Consider the following 21,181-nt stretch of genomic DNA (forward strand, 5'->3'; position numbering starts at 1 on the left):
GCTTTTAAAATTTTACATTCAGACCAACGGTGTAGGTTCTGGCAGCGGGATAGTCAAAGCGGCCATCGCCATTATTGCCTTCCGGGTCAAAACTCTTCCATTTGGTCCAGGTGTGGAGGTTCTGCGCCTGTACGAATACCTGTACATCCTGCACATGTTTTAAACTGGCCAGTATGCCTTTGGGCAGATGGTAGCCTACGTTCACATTCCTGAGGCGGATAAAGGAAGCATCCTGTATATCCCTGGAGGAATAGTGCCTGCCATCATCAAAGCGGGGCAGTATGGCATTGTCGCCAGGTTTCTTCCAGCGGTCGTATAACATACGGATAGACTGATTACTGCTGGCGAAGTCCGGATTTTCATTGAAGTAGTCCTCGTTCAGGTAACGCATGGCATGATCTGCAAAAGTGAACAGCGCATTCACGTAGAATGTTTTCCAGCTGAGGGAGGTATTGAAACCGCCGGTCAGGGAAGGGATGTATGTACCAAATTCCGCTACACTGAGATCTGTTTCATTATAGTCTGTAGTAATCTTGCCATCCCGGTCGTAGTATTGGCCGTTACCAGTTTGCGGATTTACCCCGGCCCATTTGGGCGCGTAGTGAGAGCCATAGGGTAGGCCTACCCGGATGATCTGTGTGGTACCCGTCAGAAATTCGTCCGCTCCACCCAGATCAGTGATCAGGTTCTTATTGTAGGCAAAATTGCCGCCTATTGTCCAGGTAAGATCTTTCTTACGCAGCACATCTACCTGGAGGTCCATTTCTATGCCCCGGTTACGCATGGAACCGGTGTTGAGCATCAGATAGTTCTCCTCGAAGCCGGCAGTCAGCGATAACTGCTGTTGAATGAAAAGGTTGCTAGTTATTTTATTATACACATCGGTGATAAGCCGGATACGGCTATTCCATACTGCCAGGTCAAAACCGGCGTTGAATTCCTTTGCATATTCCCAATCATAGTTGGCGTTACCGGGCCGTTGCGGTACAATGGCGCTATTGCCACCGTACTGTGCGCCACCTGCAAAAATGGGCAGGTAGGCAAATTCAGATGCGAATGGGCTGGCAGTGGTACCGTAACTAACGCGGAAGCGCAGGTTGTCTATCAGGTCTACATCCTTCAGGAACGATTCCTTCTTGGTTTCCCAGCCAATACCCAGTGAATAGAAACCATGCCAGCGGTTGTTTACCGGTACGGTAGAAGCGCCATCATAACGGTAGCTGGCATTGAGGGTATATTTTTCGTCGAATGTATAACGTCCCAGGGCGATATAGGATGCCAGCGCACTTTTTACACGCGCGCCGCCCAACTGAGGGATCAGCGAGTTGCTGGAAGAACCGGGCGTAATACCGGCAGGCGTTTCCGGCAGCCGGTCGTCTATCCCAAAGCCCGTATAGTTAAAGGCCCGGTAGTCATTTTTTGTGAACTCGAAATAACCGGATACCTCAAAATCATGTTTTGCGGCAATCACTTTGGAATAGGTAAGCCCGGAAGTGGAAATGATCCTTGTATTACGGGTAACACCTTCGCCAAAGCTTCCCCTGCCACCGTTGGATACTTTGGAGCCGGAATAAGAATCCGGGTTAATGTAACGCTCTGTGGTAGTTTCGCGGAAGTCTATGCCCAGTCTTGTTTTGGCTACCAGGCCTTCCAACAAGGTATAATTAAGGGATGTACCTAAGATGCTTTTAAGCTGGTTATCCTTGCTGCTGGTATTCAGCAGCGCTTCCAGGGAGTTGCTGCCTTCGCGCAGATCCTCTACCGGGTATATATCATCATTGCCACTGCTTACCAGCGTACCATCCGCCGCATAAGGATACTCATAAGGCAATGCATAATAGACAGCTGCTAAGGGATTGGCGCCGCTGCTGGATGCTTCGCGCTCAATGAAAGAAGAAGTGGAGTAAGCCAGGCCCACATTCACATTACCGGATAAACGGCCGGCGTTGAAGTCTACATTATTCTTAAGTGAGTATCGCTTAAGGCCGGAGCGCTTTACGATGCCTTCCTGGTTGTAATAGTTAAGGGAGCTGTAGAAACGGATATTATCATTCCCACCGCTGGCGCTTACCTGGTGCTCCTGGAAAGTACCAGTTTGCAGGAAGATCTTTTTCCAGTCCGTATTGCTGTTACGCAGGCTATCGAGGATATGATCCGCTTCGCGCTGCTCTTCCGGGGTTTTGGTAGCGTAGTCCGGGTTCTTTTTGGAGTATTTCCATCCCGGGCCTATCTCTGAACCGGTTTCCAGCCCAATTTCTTCATCGAACTGCAGGTGCTCTGCGGAGTTCATCATCTGGAACTTAGGATTGGGAATATTGGAGATACCGTATTGGGACTGGTATTCTACGGATACTTTACCGGATTTGCCTTTTTTAGTGGTGATCACGATCACGCCATTTGCGCCGCGGGAGCCGTACATGGCTTTGGCGGATGCATCCTTTAACACGGTAACGGAGGCAATATCTGCCGGGTTAATGCCCTGGAATACGCCCGCTTCAATGGGAATACCATCCATCACATACAACACGGCGGCGTTACCGTTAATAGTACCTACGCCCCTGAGCGTTACATTAGCCGCCGTACCTGGCTGACCGGAGCCGGAGGTAACCACCAGGCCCGGCACCCTGCCTTGTAATACCTGGTCAAAAGTAGCCATGGGCACCTGGTTGATCTTATCTGCCCCAACAATACCGGAGGCAGCGGTAGATTTATCCCTGGCGTAGTTGGTATAACCAGTGACGGTGACGGCGCTGAGCGTTTTCACATCCAGCTCCATGGTAATATTGATCACCAGGTCGTTACCTATCTGCGCCTGCTGACTCGTATAACCAATGAGGGAAAATTGCAGTGTTTGGGCAGTATTGGGGGCGGACAGCGTATAGGCGCCATCCACACCGGTCAGCGTACCGGCGGAAGTGCCTACCGCGCGTACGGTTACGCCAGTTAGGGGCAGGTTATCCGCATCCCGTACAATGCCGCGGATGACCTTATCAGGCGCTACGGGGGCCGCCGCGCTGGCAAAGATCACCACCAGGCCGTCTTCCTTTACGGACCAGGCCAGGTTGGTGCCCCGGAATGCCTGTGTTAAAACGGCATCCAGCGTAGCGTCTTTTGCCACCACGGTAACGGTCTTGCTGTCCGGCAAGGTCTCGTTATGGTATACAAACCGGTAATTGGTTTGCTGCTCAATGGTCTTAAGCACGCGTTGAATGCTGGTTTCCTTTAGCTGCAGGGTAATATTGCCCTGCGCAAAACCAACCGCGCTTGCCTGCAGACAGATCAGGAAAAAGAGGACAGTTAATTTCATAGTTAACAGCAGTTTGCCTGCAGGAATGGGCTTCCCCTTCCATTCCAGGAATACGACTTTTAGCATACCTTTGATGTTGGTTTAGTTAATGATTCATTCAGGACATTTTCTAGCCTCAGGGGAAGTGTGCCAGCACTTCCCTATTTTATTTTGGTTGACTGATTCTTTGGTTGATCACTTACTGATTATAATAACGCCGTTCTCCATCTTAAAGTTAAAGGGATACGAGAGCTGCAAGGCATCAAGGGCTTTGACCACGGTCTCGCTTTCGAAGGTGCCGGAGTACCGGTAGCCTTTTACTTCCTCATCTGCAAACTGTACCGGGATGCCATACCATTTCTCCAGCTTGGCCGCGATCTGTACCAGCGGCTCGTTCTCTATTTCCAGGCGGTTACGTACCCAGGCTATTTCCCGGGCTTTATGATTTACCGGGTCTGCATCCAGGGGCGCTACCTTAAAAGCGCCGGCTGCAGTAATTGGTTGTTGTATGTTATTGCCGATCACCAGCTTCTGGTTAGGGCTTAATATGATCTTATGGTTGGCGTCCTCTTTCCAGACTACTTCCACGCTGCCCTTGAAGAGGGCGGTCTCCATCTGTTTATGATCCTTATTAATGCTTACGTTAAATACGGTACCCAGCACTTTTATATCTGCCAGGGCGGTATGCACCAGGAACGGGCGCTGCACATCGTGGGCCACATCAAAAAAGGCTTCCCCCGTAAGGGTAAGCTGTCGGTTCTGTAAGTTAAACCCTTCATTGAGCGCAATGGTACTATGGGCCCGTAAGATGATCACGGAGCCATCTGGCAGTACGACTGTTTTGCGGGGGTCATTACCGGCGCTGAAAAAGGCTGCATTGGCAGGCGTGGTAACGGCCGGTTTTTGTGGCGCGCGCAGGAAGAACAGCCAGGCCCAGACTGCCAGCGGCACAAAGATGGCCAGGGCGGTAGCGTACCGGCGTACATAGCGGGTGCGGCGGGGGGTAATGGGGGCGGTGTCTTCCGGGATTGGTAAGGCTCCTTTTTCCAGGGCCTGCCGGAGCAGGTCATACTGCGCAATGCCATCCTGCAACTGACGCAGCTGCTCCAGGCGGTTGCCCTGCCCGGCGGATAACAGAACGATCATTTGCCGGGCTTCTGCAATCAGGGCCTGCCGCTCCGGGTGCGTAGCGATCCAGTTTTCCCAGAATGCGGTATCCGTATCATTACCATCGAGGCAATAACGCTGAAAAGACTCGTCGCATACAAAGTCCTCTACCTTGTAATCGTGGAAATTCATTGAAAAAGTCCCCCCCCTTTATATAACAGGCGGCGGAATGGAATGGATTTCCTAAGGAAACGGGAAAAATATTTTTCAGGGGGTCTGTTTCAGGAGCTTACGCAGGGTCTTAATAGCGTCGTAGACGGTATTGTAAGCTGTTTTAACGCTTTGGGAGGTTCTGCCTGCGATCTGTTCATAACTCATGCCTTCAAAGAACCGCAGGCGTATGAGCTCTACCTGGCGGGGAGTAAGTTGTTTGATGGCCTGGTGCAGGCGTTGTTTTATTTCTTCGTCCTGCTGTACGCGGATGATGATCTCTTCATAGGAAAGCTCATTCTCCCCTTCCTTGTCCGTCATCCGGTGCACGGCGGTATGGATCTTTGACTGGTATTCCAGCTGGTCGATCAGGTCCCGTTTGAAGGCGGTAAACAGGTAGGACTGTACATTCGTGACCGGTTTGAGGGTATCCCGCTTGCCCCATAACTGCAGGAACAGCTGGGTGATGCAGTCCTTCACCAGCTCGTCGTTGGCGCAGATCTTTAGCCCGAACCTTACAAGGTGGAAATAGGTATTGTTGTACAGCGCAAACAAAGCTTGTTTGTCGCCGTTCCTGAGCTGCTCCCAGTAAATACCGTTCTCTTCTGCGTAAGACATACTTATAATGCCAGCATTAATTGTTTGATGGCCTCCTGCAGCTGCTGATCAGTGCCGGTGCTGACTTTCTCAAATTCATTCATGACGGGGATATCCGGTTCTGTCTGATGATTTTCCAGGTAATAACCTTCCATGCTTTTTACGCCCAGGGAAGGCACGCTCCAGTGCATGCTGTTATCCTGCAGGGACTCGCCCGTCATAAACGTGCAGGAGCCGGGCACGGGCATTCCTACCAGCTTGCCCATGTGCAGGTATTGGTAGCCGAACACAAAACAATGGCCATCGCTGTAATTAGCTTCATTGGCCAGTACGATGGAAGGTTTTGTCCAGCGGAAACCGGGCTCTATCCCTACCAGGCGGCTGTCTGTCGTATTCTGCAGGATCTCCTGCCCGCTGAGGAACATTTCCAGATCGGAGGCCAGATCGCCACCGCGGTTAAAGCGGGTATCTACGATAATCCCTTTGCGGTTGGTATAACGGCCCATCATCTCCCCATAGGCATTGCGGTAGGCGTCATCGTTCATGCGGTAGAGGTGCACGTAGCCCAGCTGGCCCTTGCTCTTTTCCTCTACCTCCTGCTGGTTGCGTTTTACCCAGCGTTTATACAGGAGATCCGCTTCTTCGTCCGGCGAAATGGGTTTGATGGTGATATTATGGCCGTTGATGGTGAGCACGGCAGGCTTACCTGCTTTATGGTTAAGGTATTGGGCCAGGTCTTTATCCGGCGTGATGGGCTGCCCGTCTATCGCTTCTATGAGCATGCCTGGTTGCAGGTGCAGGCTGCTGTTATCCAGCGGGCCATTTTTAATGATCTCTGTTAACCGCATGCCCGGCCCCTTGTACTGCAGATCATACAACGCGCCCAGGGAGGCAGTTACGTCTTTGCCGGACATCTTATTATTATAGGTAGCACCGCTATGGCTTACGTTCAGCTCTCCCAGCAATTCGCTGAGCATTTCTGCCAGCTCGTAATTATTGCTGATATGGGGCAGGTATTTTTCGTAATCCCGTTTATAACCATCCCAGTCTGCGCCGTGATAACCTTTGGTGTAAAAGGCGGATCTTGTGCGGTTCCATACATGCAGGAACATGGCCCGTCTTTCTGCGGCCGGGTTTATGCTCATGGAATCTTTGATGGTGGTATGGTGTAGTTCTTTACCATCCGCACCCAGCTGGATAATATTGTTATCTGCCAGCAGGAACAGGCGGTGTTGTGCGCTATCCCATTGCAGGCTGGCATCGTCTGCTTTTACAGTGAAGGGAACGGCGGAAGTATTGTTACGCAGGTTGGTGATCCACAGACTGTATTCTCTGCCGGCAGTAGCGAGCGTATAAAGGGTATCTCCGTTTGGCGTGAGCAGGGCGTCTGCCAGCATGGATGGACTAAGGGTGAGCTTTACGGTGCGGTCTTTAAGACCGTCCCAGTCTATCTGCAGGCCGGCATCTGTGGTGCGGGCTGGCGGTTGATTTTGTAGAGAATAAGGCAGCGAGGTATCCTTCTCCCATTTAAAATGCTCCCAGGCATTCTGGGTGAAGAACAGTGCATAGATATCATGCTGGCGGCGGCCGCTGTTGGAGTAACTGCGCAGACCGTTGCGGTCGCTGTTCCAGATCATCATGCTGCCGTTCATGGCCCACTGCGGATGCTCATCGCCATAACCACTTTCTGTAAGATTTTGCAGCTGGCCTTTACCATCTGCGCGGATGATGCCTATATCCAGGTTGCCGGCGCTGCCGGGATTATATTGAAAGAGTATCCATTTACCGTCCGGGCTCCAGCGGAAGAACTGATCATGATCGCTTCTGCTGGAGAGCTGTTCCACACCCAGGATGGTGCGGGTTTGCCGGGTGGCGGTGTTGTAGATCTTTAGCGCAGTGCGGTTGGCGATGTAAGCAATCTCCTTACCATCCGGCGAGTGGAGCGGCTGGTAATTATCTTCCTCGTTTTGAATAAGGACAGCCGTTCTGCCGGAGGCGATGGCGGTTTGGGCAATCTGCCAGCCTTGTTTGCTTTCTGTAGCGTATAAAAGGTACTGGCCATCCGGGGAAAAGCTAAGGTCTGCTTCTTCTCCCGGCGTATCTGTAATGCGTTTAATGGCGCCGGTGGCGATGTTGCAGGCAAATACCTCTCCCCGGCAAATGAAGGCGGCTTCTTTACCATTGGGAGATACGATGAGGTTGTTAATGTTATCAGTAATGGCTACCTGCTGGCGGTTAGTTTGCTGTGGTACAGCAGGTATGCGGACCCGTAGCTTCTGCGCGGTTTTATTTGGTTGCTTTGTATACAATTCCCCGTTGTAGCTGAAACAAAGGGTACCATTGCCGGCGATGGTTAGAAAGCGTACCGGATGCTTCTGGAAATTGGTTACCTGTTGTGTTTGCGCGGGATTGTTTAATGATAGCTGGTATACGTTAAAGCTGCCGCTTGTTTCGCTGAGGTAATAAATGCCTTGCTCATTGGGGGTGAAAACGGGGTTCCTGTCTTCCCCTTTGAATGTGGTGATCTTTTTATGGGTATTGGTTTGCCGGTCATAGATCCAGATATCGCGGGCAATAGAAGATAGCTGATGTTTGCGCCAGGCATTCTCCCGGCCCTTTTTATCATGGTAGATGATATACTGGCCGCTGCGGCTTATCCTGGCGTCTTCTGCCGGGGTGGTGAGTACCTGTGTTACACGGCCGCCACCAGCTGGGACCTGGTATAATTCGGGCATACCGTCAGATGGGAACTGCCGGTTGCCGGCATCATCCAACCGTACCGCGCCAAAGAAGACGGTACTGTCCCTTTCTGTAAAGTCATAGGGGAACTCATCCGCGGAGTGAAAAGTAAGGCGCGTTTCCGGGCCGCCGGTAGCGGGGATCATAAAGATATCGAAGTTGCCATAGCGGCTGCCGGCAAAGGCGATATAACGGCCGTCGTGGCTCCATACCGGCATACATTCATGCGCACTGTCTGTAGTAAGAGGTGTGGCCGTGCCACCATTTGCCGGTACTTTATAGAGGTTGCCCTGATAGGTGAATACGATAGTTTGGCCATCCGGAGAGATGGATGGATACCGTAACCAGGAAGGCGCTTCCTGCGCCCATAGTCCCCCGGCCAGGAAAGTACATAACAAGATAAGTAAGCCTTTCATCCGGGCAGAAGGTAGAAAAAAAAGCGGAATATATCTAAAAAGGCACGGACCGCCACTGCGATCCATGCCTTATACAATATATACACTATAACACTATGCTTCCTGCGGAGTAGCTATATCGATACCTAAAGCAGCCAGCACTTTCCGGCCTACAAATTCTGCGGAAGCTGGGTTCTGACCGCTGATGAGATTCCCATCCTGCACGGAAAACGGCAGCCAGTCCGGTCCTTTTACAAAATCAGCGCCTTTTTCTATTAACATATCTTCCAGCATATAAGGCACCATATCGGTGGTATTGCCGGCAATTTCTTCTGAGTTGGTAAAAGCAGATATTTTTTTGCCTTTTACCAGGGGTTGTCCGTTAACATCTTTAACATTCTCCAGCGCGGCTGGCGCATGACATACCAGCGCGGTGGGCCTGCCGGAGTTATGGAAGGCTTCCAGCAGGGCGATAGATTTTTCGTTCTGCGGCAGGTCCCACATGGGGCCATGTCCGCCGGGATAGTAAATGGCGTCATAATCTGCATCATTCATATCTTCCAGCTTAAGGGTGGTCTGCAGCCTGTTAAGCGCTACTTTATCTTCCAATATCCTTTCTACTGACGGGGCCATGAACTGCGGTTGCAGACTAAGGGGATCAACAGTGATAGCACCTCCTTTAGGACTGGCGATGGTAATATCAACGCCGTTATCTGAGAGCAGGTAATAAGGGGCGGCAAACTCTTCCATCCATTGACCAGTGATCTTACCGTTGGCAGCTTTGTTGGCAGAGGTGAGCACGAACAACACTTTTTTTGTTTGCATGGCATTTGGTTTTTAAGGTTAAAATTTGTTGATACCGCTTAATTTCAATTCAAAGGTCAAGTAAAAACAATGCTTTATGTGGTGATCTGTATCACTTTTTTTGACCAGTGATCCCGTTACTTTTGAGTAGTTTGCCCAATGTGATGATAACAGCTTATCTATCTGTCAGCTATTTATCTTAATAGAAGGTATATTACCAAAAACAATATTTATTTTTATCGCTCAACACTGTAAAAAATCAGAAACATATGCAATACAGAAAATTCGGAAGGACCGGCTGGAACGTGAGCGAGGTAGGCTACGGTATGTGGGGTATGGCAGACTGGACCGGATCAGAAGAAAAAGAAGTCAACGATGCGCTGGACAGGTCCATAGAACTGGGCTGCACTTTCTTTGACACTGCCTGGGGCTATGGCGAAGGCCGTAGTGAAGGCATCCTGAACAAGACCTTAAAACGCCACCCCGGCAAAAGGTTATATGTAGCCACCAAAGTACCGCCTAAGAACCGTAAATGGCCTTCCAAGCCGGAATTTACAATAGACGAGGTATTCCCTGCAGACTATATAGTGGAATACACAGAAAAAAGCCTTAAAAACCTGGGCGTAGAGACCATTGACCTGCAGCAGTTCCATGTATGGGAAGATAACTGGGCACAGCTGGATGAATGGAAAGAAGCCATCACTAAACTTACCCAACAGGGCAAGGTACTGGCCTGGGGCCTGAGCGTGAACCGTTGGGAACCGGATAATTGCCTGGAGACCATCAAAACCGGCTTAATAGACGCCATACAGGTGATCTATAACATATTTGACCAGAACCCGGAAGATAATTTATTACCCCTGTGCCGGGAGAAGAATATCGGCGTAATTGCCCGTGTGCCCTTTGACGAAGGTACCCTCACCGGCACCTTTACCAAAGAGACCACTTTCCCTGCAGGCGACTGGCGCGGCAGTTACTTTGTACCGGAGAATCTGAACGCTAGTGTGGACCATGCCGATGCACTAAGGCCGCTGATCCCCGCTGGTATGACCATGCCGGAAATGGCGCTGCGGTTTATCCTGAGCAACCCGGATATTGCCACTACCATACCTGGTATGCGTAAGATCAGGAACGTGGAGGCGAATATGGGAGCCAGCGATGGCAAGGGATTGCCCGCTGATCTGCTGCAAACGCTGAAAGGGCATAGGTGGGATAGAACGCCTACGGAGTGGTCACAATGATCTTGTATAATTTTATGTGAAAGGGCCGACAGTGTTGGCCTTTTTTTTATTTTACCACCTTCTCCCCACTACCGGAAACTGCGCAATCCTTAAATGCGTACAACCATATGGTATCAACGTAACTTCCTCTTCCGGCCCTGTTTCCAATCCATAGCCAACACTGTAAGGCAACGGACCTGTCATATCATTATACAATCCCCAGGACGGGATCCGCCTTGCCTTTGTTTTAATGACCAGCGGTGCAGCCTCCGGGCTCCAGGGATAGGCAGCCACAGCGCCTTTCTTTTCTACCGTAAAGGCTGTATCCAGCTTATTATCCGGAGTTTCCGGCAGGCCGTAATTCCAGGGCGTGGTAGGGTGTATCTCTTCATAGGCAGCGCCATAATCGATAGGATCTTTATCATTCTTTATGTGCTTCCGCTCCTCCCCTATTTTTAATGCATAGGTAAGCGGGCCACGTTCCACAGACATAGAATTCTCAAACCAGCGCTCCTTAAAAACATGCATAGGCAGGTTCAGCTCCACCACATCACCAGATGACCAGCTACGGCTGATCTTAACCAGCTGCCCACTACCGGCTTCTTTAAAAAGCTTACCGTTGATGGAAACCGTGCCCTTCATACACCACTCCGGGATCCGCAATTCAAGGGGAAAGGTCACCGATCCTGTTGCCTTCTGTGCTATCTGTAAGTTAAACCGGATGGTCTCTTCAAAAGGATAATTAGTTGTTTCTTTCAACGATACTTTAACCCCATTCGCCACCGTGGCATGTACTTCGCTGGGCGAGTACAGTAAAGCAGCAAGCCCTTTATCCGGTGTAGCAAACCACAGGTTCTGCGTAAACTTGGGCCAGCCCTGGTGCATATTGGAAGTGCAGCAGGGGTAACCGGTCAGCAGGCCATAACATACATCCGTACCGCTATGGTTTACATCAAAATTGCGGGTATGGCGCGTAAGCATTACCTGGTTGGCCTGCTGAAAATACTGCCGGCCGTTAAAGTCTTCCGTGATCTGGGTAGGCAGGGCATTAAAAGCGATCTTCTCCAGCTGGTCTGCAAGACTACCGTCGCCGGTGATAGCCAGCATACTTTCCAGGGAGTACATCATCTCTACTGCGGTACACAGCTCTGATCCCTGTGTGGGATTATTGCCATGCAGGGCCTCATCCGCCCCATATAAACCATGCGCCATACCATCATATTTACGCAGATCCTGCAGCGCTTTTTTAATCGCATCCAGGTATTGTTTGTCCGGGTGTTGCTGATAGTAGATCACCGGCTCTTTAATGCCCTGGGCCAGGTTAACGCCATGGATACTGCCGGCAGTGGCCAGCATATCCGTATGCAGAAAAGCTTTTGTATAATCAAAGGTTTGTTTGTGCAGCAGGTCTGCCAGCTGCAGCAGGAACTGATCGCCGGTGATATTATAGAGCCAGTACACCACCATCAGGTTATCGCCGGCGCGGTACCGCGCCCAAAAAGACCAGTGATCCAATGGTTTGGAAGGCAGCTCTTTTAACTGATAGCGGAAATACCCCGTCAGCATTTTAATAACGCGTGGATCATTGGTAGCGGAGTAATACTGCTGCAGCACTTTTAACATCACCATCTTAGGCCACCAATCCCGGCTATTATCCCTTTGCAAACCCCGCTCCGGACCATAATCTTTAGCGGGACCAAAATAACCATCCGCCTGCTGACTGTTAATAGCCCATTCCACCCAGGGTTTTACCTTAGCGATCAGGGCGCTATCCTGCAGTATATAAGCCAGCGGCAGCAGCCCGTCTATCCAGTAGGGGCCGCGTTCCCATTGGTCGCCATCGCCGCCTAACCAGCCATTACGCTGGTTCATGACCAGCGGATACAATTGATCCAGATTACCGGTAGCGCCGTTCTTCTGGCGGATCAGCATTTCCTTTAACCAACCCTGTGGCTCAATAGCGCCTAATGGCAGCGGTATATAAGGATTCTGCCGCAAAGGGCTGCGGCTGTTTACCTGTGCGGAAATATGCAATGTGCAGCAGATCAACAGGGCCTGCAGTAACCATTTCATGCTCATGTAGTGGAATTTAACAACAGCTGAACATACGAAGTTCTTTTGTAATTGTCAATCTGCACTTTAATTATATATTACGGAATGGCGCAATTTCCTTGTTATTTATATCTTTAAAGTCTGTTCCTGTTCCAACAAATTATAATTTATGTTCCCTTTTACGATCTCTTCCCTGCTCACAAAAAAAGAGTATACAAAAGCTTATATAGCAGCTATCTACAGAAAGCCCCTTACCCTGGTGATCACCGGGGCGTGTTTGCTGGTAGCAATCTCAGATCTGTTGCAATATTGCGGAATACCATTGCTGGGGACCTACCGGCCGGATCTTACCAACACATTACTGGTCGCTTTTGCCCTTGTGGCGTTGCCGCTTTCTTCATGGATGCGGGCCAGCCGGTATTATGATGCGCAGAAAAAGATCCAGCAGGTGATAAACTACCAGTTTACTGATGAAGGCCTTACCATTAGCGGTGACAAATTCACTGATCAGTACACCTGGCAGGAGCTGCACAAAATAAGGGTCTACATAGGCTTTGTATACATCTATCCTGTGCAGGGTATGGGATATGTGATCCCCCAGAAAACATTCACCACAGAACAGGTTGCAGCCATCCAGCAAAAAATGAAACGCTAGCAGCACCTGCACACGCTTGTTCATTACATTAAATTGTACTATCTTTGCACCGCAAAATTGATTTATTATGATCAACAACTTCAAATACAACACAGGTATCCTTACCAATACCACCATCAGGGCGGTAATTGCCAGTACTTGTATTGTCTTTATTAAGAACGGGGAGACAGATCCTGTTCAGGATAAAAGAGGTTAAGATCATTCTCTTGAATATACTTCAGGGGCCTCTTCATCCGAAGAGGCCTTTTTTATTTGTCTCCCCGTACCTCCAGACACACTAATCAATTTATTTATCCAATTATTTGATCTGTAACAACAGGTGTGCGTGCTTATTGCCATCACCTGCCCTGTTACGGAACGGGCAGCTTATTGCCTGCCATTTTGCAAACATTATAATATATGAAACGCTTAGATCAATTCAGGAATATAGGGATCATGGCCCATGTGGATGCTGGTAAAACTACTGTTACAGAACGTATGCTGTATTACACCGGGCTTATACATAAACTGGGTAATGTAGATGATGGTAATACCGTAATGGACAGCGATCCGCAGGAAGAGAAAAGAGGTATCACCATTTCTTCTGCCGCTATTACCACCTACTGGAAACATGGAGATGATACTTACCAGGTGAACATTATTGATACGCCGGGGCACGTGGATTTTACCGCAGAAGTAGAGCGTTCCCTGCGTGTGCTGGATGGCGCCATAGCGGTATTCTGTGCAAAATCCGGCGTACAGCCGCAATCAGAGACCGTTTGGCTACAGGCCAACCGTTACGGCGTACCACGTATTGCACTGGTGAATAAAATGGACCGGCAGGGCGCGGACTTTATGCACGTGGTGAATGAGATCCGCGAACAACTGCATGCCAATGCAGTACCTATACAGCTACCCATTGGCGCGGAAGATAATTTCATTGGCGTAATAGACCTGGTGCGCATGAAGGCTTTAGTATGGGACAGCCAGGATGGTAAGACATACACAGAACAGGATATTCCTGCGCATTTGTTAGCGGAAGCAACGCAGGCACGTATGCATTTACTGGAAGAACTGTCCCTCACAAATGAAGACATCTTTAACCAGTTTGTAGACGATCCTGCGGCGATCAGCACCGCCAGTATTTATGACGCATTGCGCACCGCTACCATTAAGATGCAGCTGGTGCCCGTACTGGCAGCCGCCGCGTATAAGAACAAAGGGGTACAACCATTACTGGATGCCGTGGTGCAATACCTGCCCGCGCCGGTGGATATACCTTCTGTTACAGGAACCGATCCCTATACCGGTGAGACCATCACCCTTCATACAGATACAGCAGCTTCCTTTACCGGCCTGGCCTTTAAGACCATTGCCAATGATTATACGGGCAAGCTGACCTTGGTACGTGTATATTCCGGCATCCTGCACGCAGGCGATACGCTGTGGAACAGCCGCACGGGTAAGAAAGTACGCGTAAGCCGTTTGCTGCGTATTATGTCTGACAAATACGAAACCACAGAACAGATCACCGCCGGCGATATTGGCGCAGTAGTAGGTTTGAAAGAGATCAGAACAGGCGATACCCTCGCCAGTATTGATACCCCGGTATTATTGGAACAAATGCATTTCCCTGAGCCGATGATCGGTTATGCGATAGAAGCAAAATCAGCGAAGGAATCCGGTAAGATGGGCGAAGCCTTGTCCAAACTGGTAGAAGAAGACCCTACCCTGACGCTGGAAATAGACCCTGCCTCCGGACAAACCATCCTGAAAGGTATGGGCGAACTGCACCTGGAAGTAGTGCTGGAAAAGCTGGCCACAGAGCACCAGGTGGAAGTAAATAAGGGCCGTCCGCAGATCGCTTATAAAGAGATCTTTACGCAGGCAGTACAGCATAAGGAAGTATTCCGTAAACAAAGCGGCGGCTCCGGCAACTTTGCGGAAATACATTTTGAGTTGTCGTCCCGTGAGGATGAAGAGCCGGGCCTGGAGTTTGTAGACGATATCCGTGGTGGCGCTATACCAAAGGAATTCGTCTCCGCTGTACGCAAAGGGTTTGAAGACGCCATGCGTACCGGCGTGCTGGCTGGTTACCCGGTAAAAGCCATGCGGGTAAGATTGTTTGACGGAGATGTGCACGTTAAGGATTCCCATGCGCAGGACTTTGAACAGGCCGCACACCTGGGCTTTAAAGCCGCTGCCGCCAGGGCCATGCCCCGGTTACTGGAACCACTGATGCTGGTGGATGTGACCTTACCGGAAGAGTACACCGGCATCGTAACCGGTGATCTGAACCGGCGCAGAGGTCTTATAAAAGGCATGGAGATGAAGGACAATGCCCAGTATATAAAAGCAGAGGTACCGTTGTCTGAGTTATTTGGCTATATAACGGTGCTACGTACACTTACCTCCGGCAGGGCTGCCGCATCGCTGACGTTCCAGCGGTATCAGCTGGCGCCGGAAGCGGTGATGGCGTAAAGGCAAAGAAGGGTGTATCGGAGTACGGTACACCCTTCTTTTATCTAAGGATATCTAATGAGACAAATAGTCGTTTATGCAGCTGGAGGCTTTACCTTGCCCACAACAGAGGTCCAGCCATTTGGCATAGCCTTGTTTATGAATAGTTGTTATAAGATGATCTTCCGGTTTAAATCTAAATTCCTGTTCGTAGCTATTGATACCGCTGGCATTACGCTCGCGGTTCATTCTTGTGTTGGCAACAACAGAAGACCAGATAAGTTCAGATTCCGAAAGCAATTCCATACCAATAATTAATTCATGCTGTATGCATAAATATACTCATCATACGCAACAACGCCAAGCCCCAAAGCGCCAGATATACCCAACCCATCACACGTAAAAAATGACGATGATACCGGATAGTTATTATACCTAAAATTGGTAACACCACTAATATTCCAAACGCAAAAAAAGCATTCCAGAACGCGCTGCCCAATAACTTAAAATCTGTCCCCAACACCCACGAAATGGCTATCCTGCCTGCGCCATAAGAAAAACACAACGCAAATACATGAACCAGAACAACCCATATGTTTTTTAGTTTTGCCATGAATTATGCTTAATAGTGATCTCTTTTTTTTAATCCCCTAAATATCAGCATCTTCTTAAGAAATTCTAATATTAGATGAATTTCGTATTGCAAATAAGGGTAAATAGTATAATTTTACATTAACGAAAAACATTATTCAAGTATTACGAGAGGCCGTATTGTTTACTGTGAGCTATTAAAACCATCTGTCTGTTATTCCCATGTCGTGTAGTTTATGAGATTAAGAATTATAGTATAAGGCGTAACAGTTTATCTTTTGAAAACCTAAAATAACCAATTTGAAGAACCAGACACCAGCAGTTTCCAATTTAGAGTAGCAATTACCTGAGGGTATTACCTCCGGCACGGAACTTTTATTGCATTATCTGTAGCGTGCTATCACCAGCCGTGCGGGAATCTTATGCCCGTTAACTAAAGCCAATGGATGTGTATTAAAGCAGTTGCGGTAGCTAAATACCCTTCAGCATAGTACTGTTGTTACGCTCATACGTCATCAATACAAACCTTACCATAATCTTTAAAAATCAATCCTTCAATTATGCAGAGAATTAAACTCCTATTTGCTCTTGCTTTCGTTTTAATAACAGGGCAAACGTTTGCACAATCGTGCTACAACATTGTGGGGTATTTCCCCTCCTGGGTATCCGGTGGTGGTAACTACATCAACCACCCTTCAGAGATCGACTACAGCAAATACACCCACATCTGCTATGCTTTCTCTATTCCCGGCTCAGACGGTAATATGGGCATTGACGGGCCGTCTATCCTGCGCGACCTGGTAACCAGGGCGCACGCCAACAATGTTAAAGTGTTACTGTCCATCGGTGGCTGGCTGGATTCTTCTCCCAGCAACACCCCTTTTGAAGCAATTTCTACCAATCCCACTGCCATTAATAACCTGGTAAATGCCTGCGCCAATTACGTTACGCAGTACAACCTGGATGGTATTGACATTGACTGGGAATATCCTACGCAGAAATCCCGTTGGAATGCAGTAGCCGTTCCCCTGGGCAACAGGCTGCACAGCATGGGTAAAATGTTCACTGCTGCTGTATCTGAAAGCGCTAATAACAACGGTAACAATTACGATAACGTTACTATGTTAGACCTGGTGAATATCATGTGCTATGGCAGTGATAACCTGGCCAGCAGCGCTATGAGCTACTGGACTTCCCGCGGTGTAGCTAAAGAAAAAAGAATGCTGGGCGTACCTTTCTACAGCGGCGACAACAATACTGCTGAGCATATCCGCAAAGCCAACATGGCAAAATCTACCGGTGGTGGTATCATGATCTGGGATATCGCTACTGAATATGGCGATATCAACGCGATCTACAACACCTTAGGCAATGTTTGTAAGAACGGTCAGAACCCCGGTGGCGGAGATACAGTTCCTAATAACCTGGCTAAGCACAAACCTGTTAAAGTTTCCTCCCTGGAACCTAATCCTCCCGTAACCATCGCTGCTGACTACCTGACAGATGGCGACTACGGCACCCGCTGGTCTTCTGCCTGGGCAGATCCTCAATGGGTATATGTAGACCTTGGCGCTAATTACGATATCAGCCGCGTTAAGATCACCTGGGAAGCTGCTTTTGCTACTGCTTATAAAGTACAGGTAGCTACAGACACCAGCAACTGGGTGGATGTGAAGAACGTTACCGGCAATGCTACTACTGTTAACGACTTTACCGGTCTTTCTGCTAATGGCCGTTATGTAAGGATCTATGCTACCTCCAGGGTTACTACTTACGGCTACTCTATCTATGAGCTGGAAGTATATGGCAACACATCTGTTGCTCAGGCGCCTTATGGTGGTACAAGGGCAACCATCCCCGGCCGTATCGAAGCGGAGAATTATGACCTGGGTGGCGAAGGCGTGGCTTACCACGATCTTACTCCCACCAACATGGGCGGCCAATACCGCACCACTGAAGCGGTTGACCTGGAAAGCTGCAACGAAGGCGGTTATGACCTGGGTTACAACCAGAACGGCGAATGGTATGAGTACTCTGTAAACGTTACTACTCCTGGCGTATATACGCTGCAGGCCAGGGTATCTACCAATGCTGCCGGCAAATCCTTCCATGTAGAACTGGATGGCCAGACTATTGGCACCATCAACGTACCTAATACCGGTGATTGGCAGATCTGGAACACTGTTTCCATCACTACGCCTTCATTAACTACCGGTAACAAAGTGCTGCGCCTTGTAGTTGATAACGCTGAATTTAACATTAACTGGATCGAGTTCTCTTCACAGGCCAGCAGCGGCGCCGGTAACCTGGCGCTTAACAAACCTGTTCACGCATCTTCTGTAGAAGAAGCTGGTTTTGAAGCGTACAAAGCGGTTGATGGTAACGCTACTACCAGCCGTTGGTCTTCCCTGTACAATAACGGCGAATGGATCTATGTTGACCTGGGCAGCGCTCAGTCTATCAATAAAGTGATCCTGAAATGGGAGAACGCTTATGCTACTGCTTACCGCATTGAGACTTCTACCGACAGCGTTACCTGGACTCCGCAGCAAACTGTCTCTGCAGGTGCTGGTGGTACTGAAACAGTAACCTTCCCCGCTGTTACTGCACGTTATGTGAAAATGCAGGGTGTAACCAGGGCTACTCCTTATGGTTATTCTATCTGGGAATTTGAAGTATACGGCGCTGGCCTTCAGTCTATGAAACAGGCCGCCAGCATGGTTAGCAATAACAACCTGACCATCAAAAATACTCCCACTCAGTTCTCTGTAGCTGTTAGGCCTAACCCGGCTTCTAACATCATGACAGTGCAAACTAAGGGCGAAACTGTACCCGGTATCTTAAAAGTGTACAGCTTAAGCGGTCAGCTGATGTATCAATCAAGGGTTTCCGGACAAGCCGGCCAACAACAGATCGATATCTCCAGCTGGGCTAAAGGTGTTTACATCGTTACTATAGGCGAAAGCCGTACGAAAGTGGTGGTACAATAAAAGATCGTACCTGGTAACCACAAAAAAGGCCGTCTCCCAAGTGGAGACGGCCTTTTTCATTTATTGCTGCCTGTTATTTTTTAACGCTGCAGGGGCAAATGAACGGATAGTGCTCCGTTGAGATGATAGGCTGTATACCAAAGAAATCGTTCAGTACGGATTCTGAGGTACAGTAAGCGCCTTCTACCCAGGCCTGGTCATTGGAGTAGGCTTCGCCCACAATAAAGATGTCCGCATCCGCGCCATCTATCAGCTGACTGGGTTTACGGATCTTCTGCTGTACATCGCATACATCGTAGTGACCGGCATAGGCATGGTAACCTGCATTAAACGGCGGCAGGGACCAGTCCATATACCTCGTTTCCAGTGGTTCCGGTACAAAGCTATAATCCGCCTGGGGACCAAAATGCACCTGTGCCAGCTGCGTACGCAGGGCCTTTACCATTACTTCCGGCGCCTGACGAGGCCCTTCCAGCGGCTGATAGTTTTCTGAGATAGGCCGTTCGCGTTGTTTGTTGGGCCCAATCTCCAGCTCCTGCCAGAACGTGGTGAACTGTTCATCGTCATAAGCGGCCAGCAAGCCATATACCGGTTTTCCCTTTGAGTCCAGGGCGTTATTACCAAAATACACCACCTGGCGGATGGGCATATCTGTTACACTGGGGCCGATGGTATTACGAACGGATGTGTTCAGCAATTGCTCTTCCTGTTTTACCGTAAGGCGTTGCTCAATACGCTGCTCCACAGCCTTGATAAGCGCCGCGGAAGAGGAATAAGGCACCTCCACGATCGTTGTGTTATCCGTGGCCATGAGTGCTATATACTCCTTGGGGAAACCATTCTTTTCAAGCTGCTCCAGCACATCTTTGGTTATTTCATAACCGCTCACCTTTGCCGGGTAAGGCGCCGGATTTTTTGTGTAGTTATCTGCCCACCAGGGTTCATGGAAGAACATACCTACTTTATAGGATGGTTGTAAAACGGCAGACTCCAGGTACAGCTGTACTTTCTTATGGTTAAGTACATCCAGCCCTTCATGTTTTTTATAACGGGTAGCCTGTGCTACCAGCTCTATCGCATACCGGGGCATCGCCATCCACGCAGCGGCAGTAGTGCCTTGTCCTGATTCCTTGTTGGGATTTTCACGGGTAGCAGTAGTGTAGTGGATCACTTTGTCTATCACCAGTATGGAGTGCAGGCGGGTGTCAGGATGGTAGTCAAACTTTACGCCCTTATCACCAGCCAGCTGTATAATGGTATTGAACAGCGCATTGAACATGCTGGAATAACCGTGCGTAAGCGTGCGGTATTCCGTGCCCGGCGTAAACTCATTATTAGCCTGGAAAGCCACGGCAGAGTTCCAGTTGATCACATTGGAAGTATAACCATTACCATCAGAGGTATATTTATACCCTTCGGAGCCCAACTGGTCAAACATCAGGTTCCAGTAACCAATATCTTTCAGGTGATCACCTTTCTTAAATATGGAAGAATCCGGCAGTTCTGCCTTGATGGTGCCATTGCTGTAAAAATCACACCACTCCAGGCGGGTCTGAGGCCCGGTATGTTTAGTTACTGACAGGTTCTCTACGATATTAAAACCGGTATCCGGTGAGTCCGCCTGACCAAAATTCTTTACATTATAAGGCGCGGGATTGGCAGATGAGATATCATTCAGGTACATGTTCTTTGTGCGCAGATAGAACAACGGATTGGTTGATTCATTAAAAGGCACAGAGAACTTTTTGAGATCCAGCTTTTCTATCACAGTCGTTACCAGGCGGTGACCACCGGTTTTGGGTTTGCCATCCCAATAGGAATAACGCATACCACCCAGCTCCAGGTAGGAGTTATTAGGATCATCTTTATAATGCCAGGTACAGATGCGGGCGCCGGCTTCGCGGGTGCCCTTGTTTTGCTCATTGAAGTAATACCGGCCCCAGTCATATAGTTCCAGGGTATCGCCGGGGGATAATTGCTTGGAGGATACAACTTCGCTATTGCCCATGCTATCCAGCAAACGCCATGCGGTATACAATCCGGCAGCGCCGGCGCCAAAAATAGAATACTTTTTTCCCATGATTATGTTGGTTTGA

General features: G+C 49.2%; 14 protein-coding genes. 5 read left to right on the forward strand and 9 right to left on the reverse strand.

All coding sequences use genetic code 11. From position 1 onward, the window contains the following. Positions 1-4: 4 nt before the first annotated feature. From F0L74_RS31815 to F0L74_RS31835, 5 genes are all read right to left on the reverse strand, one after another. Positions 5-3,373: a SusC/RagA family TonB-linked outer membrane protein gene (locus F0L74_RS31815; protein ID WP_213087114.1), complete on the reverse strand. Its 3,369-nt coding sequence runs from the start codon at positions 3,371-3,373 to the stop codon at positions 5-7. A 108-nt stretch (positions 3,374-3,481) separates the two neighbouring features. Continuing rightward, complete coding sequence (locus F0L74_RS31820) at positions 3,482-4,585, reverse strand: FecR family protein (protein ID WP_149841908.1); 1,104 nt, start codon at positions 4,583-4,585, stop codon at positions 3,482-3,484. A 75-nt stretch (positions 4,586-4,660) separates the two neighbouring features. Then, positions 4,661-5,221: an RNA polymerase sigma factor gene (locus tag F0L74_RS31825; RefSeq protein ID WP_149841909.1), complete on the reverse strand. Its 561-nt coding sequence runs from the start codon at positions 5,219-5,221 to the stop codon at positions 4,661-4,663. Positions 5,222-5,223: 2 nt separating this feature from the next. Next, positions 5,224-8,355, reverse strand: coding sequence for a S41 family peptidase (locus F0L74_RS31830; RefSeq protein ID WP_149841910.1), 3,132 nt, complete (start codon positions 8,353-8,355; stop codon positions 5,224-5,226). A 93-nt stretch (positions 8,356-8,448) separates the two neighbouring features. Continuing rightward, complete coding sequence (locus F0L74_RS31835) at positions 8,449-9,159, reverse strand: type 1 glutamine amidotransferase domain-containing protein (protein WP_149841911.1); 711 nt, start codon at positions 9,157-9,159, stop codon at positions 8,449-8,451. Positions 9,160-9,407: 248 nt separating this feature from the next. Here F0L74_RS31835 and F0L74_RS31840 point away from each other — a divergent pair, with 248 nt between their 5' ends. After that, positions 9,408-10,379: an aldo/keto reductase gene (locus F0L74_RS31840; protein ID WP_149841912.1), complete on the forward strand. Its 972-nt coding sequence runs from the start codon at positions 9,408-9,410 to the stop codon at positions 10,377-10,379. Positions 10,380-10,430: 51 nt separating this feature from the next. Here F0L74_RS31840 and F0L74_RS31845 read toward each other — a convergent pair whose 3' ends face one another. Next, positions 10,431-12,437, reverse strand: a complete 2,007-nt coding sequence (locus F0L74_RS31845) for a beta-L-arabinofuranosidase domain-containing protein (protein ID WP_213087115.1) — start codon at positions 12,435-12,437, stop codon at positions 10,431-10,433. Between the two features lie 142 nt (positions 12,438-12,579). Here F0L74_RS31845 and F0L74_RS31850 point away from each other — a divergent pair, with 142 nt between their 5' ends. The 3 genes from F0L74_RS31850 (at position 12,580) to fusA (ending at position 15,525) form a co-directional block, all read left to right on the forward strand. Further along, positions 12,580-13,065 (forward strand): YcxB family protein, encoded by a 486-nt coding sequence (locus tag F0L74_RS31850; RefSeq protein WP_149841913.1) that lies wholly within the window; start codon positions 12,580-12,582, stop codon positions 13,063-13,065. Positions 13,066-13,132: 67 nt separating this feature from the next. Continuing rightward, positions 13,133-13,261, forward strand: coding sequence for a hypothetical protein (locus tag F0L74_RS34045; RefSeq protein ID WP_262714244.1), 129 nt, complete (start codon positions 13,133-13,135; stop codon positions 13,259-13,261). A gap of 203 nt (positions 13,262-13,464) precedes the next feature. Then, on the forward strand, positions 13,465-15,525 hold the full coding sequence (fusA, locus tag F0L74_RS31855; RefSeq protein WP_149841914.1) for an elongation factor G: 2,061 nt from the start codon (positions 13,465-13,467) through the stop codon (positions 15,523-15,525). Positions 15,526-15,579: 54 nt separating this feature from the next. Here the strand turns inward: fusA and F0L74_RS31860 are convergent, their stop codons facing one another. Beyond that, the gene (locus F0L74_RS31860) at positions 15,580-15,810 is read right to left on the reverse strand and encodes a hypothetical protein (RefSeq protein WP_188316251.1); all 231 of its coding nucleotides are present in this window, start codon (positions 15,808-15,810) and stop codon (positions 15,580-15,582) included. Between the two features lie 13 nt (positions 15,811-15,823). Further along, positions 15,824-16,117, reverse strand: coding sequence for a hypothetical protein (locus F0L74_RS31865; protein ID WP_149841915.1), 294 nt, complete (start codon positions 16,115-16,117; stop codon positions 15,824-15,826). A 538-nt stretch (positions 16,118-16,655) separates the two neighbouring features. Here F0L74_RS31865 and F0L74_RS31870 point away from each other — a divergent pair. Then, complete coding sequence (locus F0L74_RS31870; protein WP_149841916.1) at positions 16,656-19,085, forward strand: discoidin domain-containing protein; 2,430 nt, start codon at positions 16,656-16,658, stop codon at positions 19,083-19,085. 73 nt (positions 19,086-19,158) lie between these two features. On the opposite strand, the gene F0L74_RS31875 is transcribed toward F0L74_RS31870, so the two are convergent. Then, on the reverse strand, positions 19,159-21,165 hold the full coding sequence (locus F0L74_RS31875; protein WP_149841917.1) for a flavin monoamine oxidase family protein: 2,007 nt from the start codon (positions 21,163-21,165) through the stop codon (positions 19,159-19,161). Between the last annotated feature and the right edge of the window lie 16 nt (positions 21,166-21,181).

Origin of the sequence: Chitinophaga agrisoli, from assembly GCF_008386695.1 — a bacterium.
GTDB classification, from domain to species: domain Bacteria; phylum Bacteroidota; class Bacteroidia; order Chitinophagales; family Chitinophagaceae; genus Chitinophaga; species Chitinophaga agrisoli.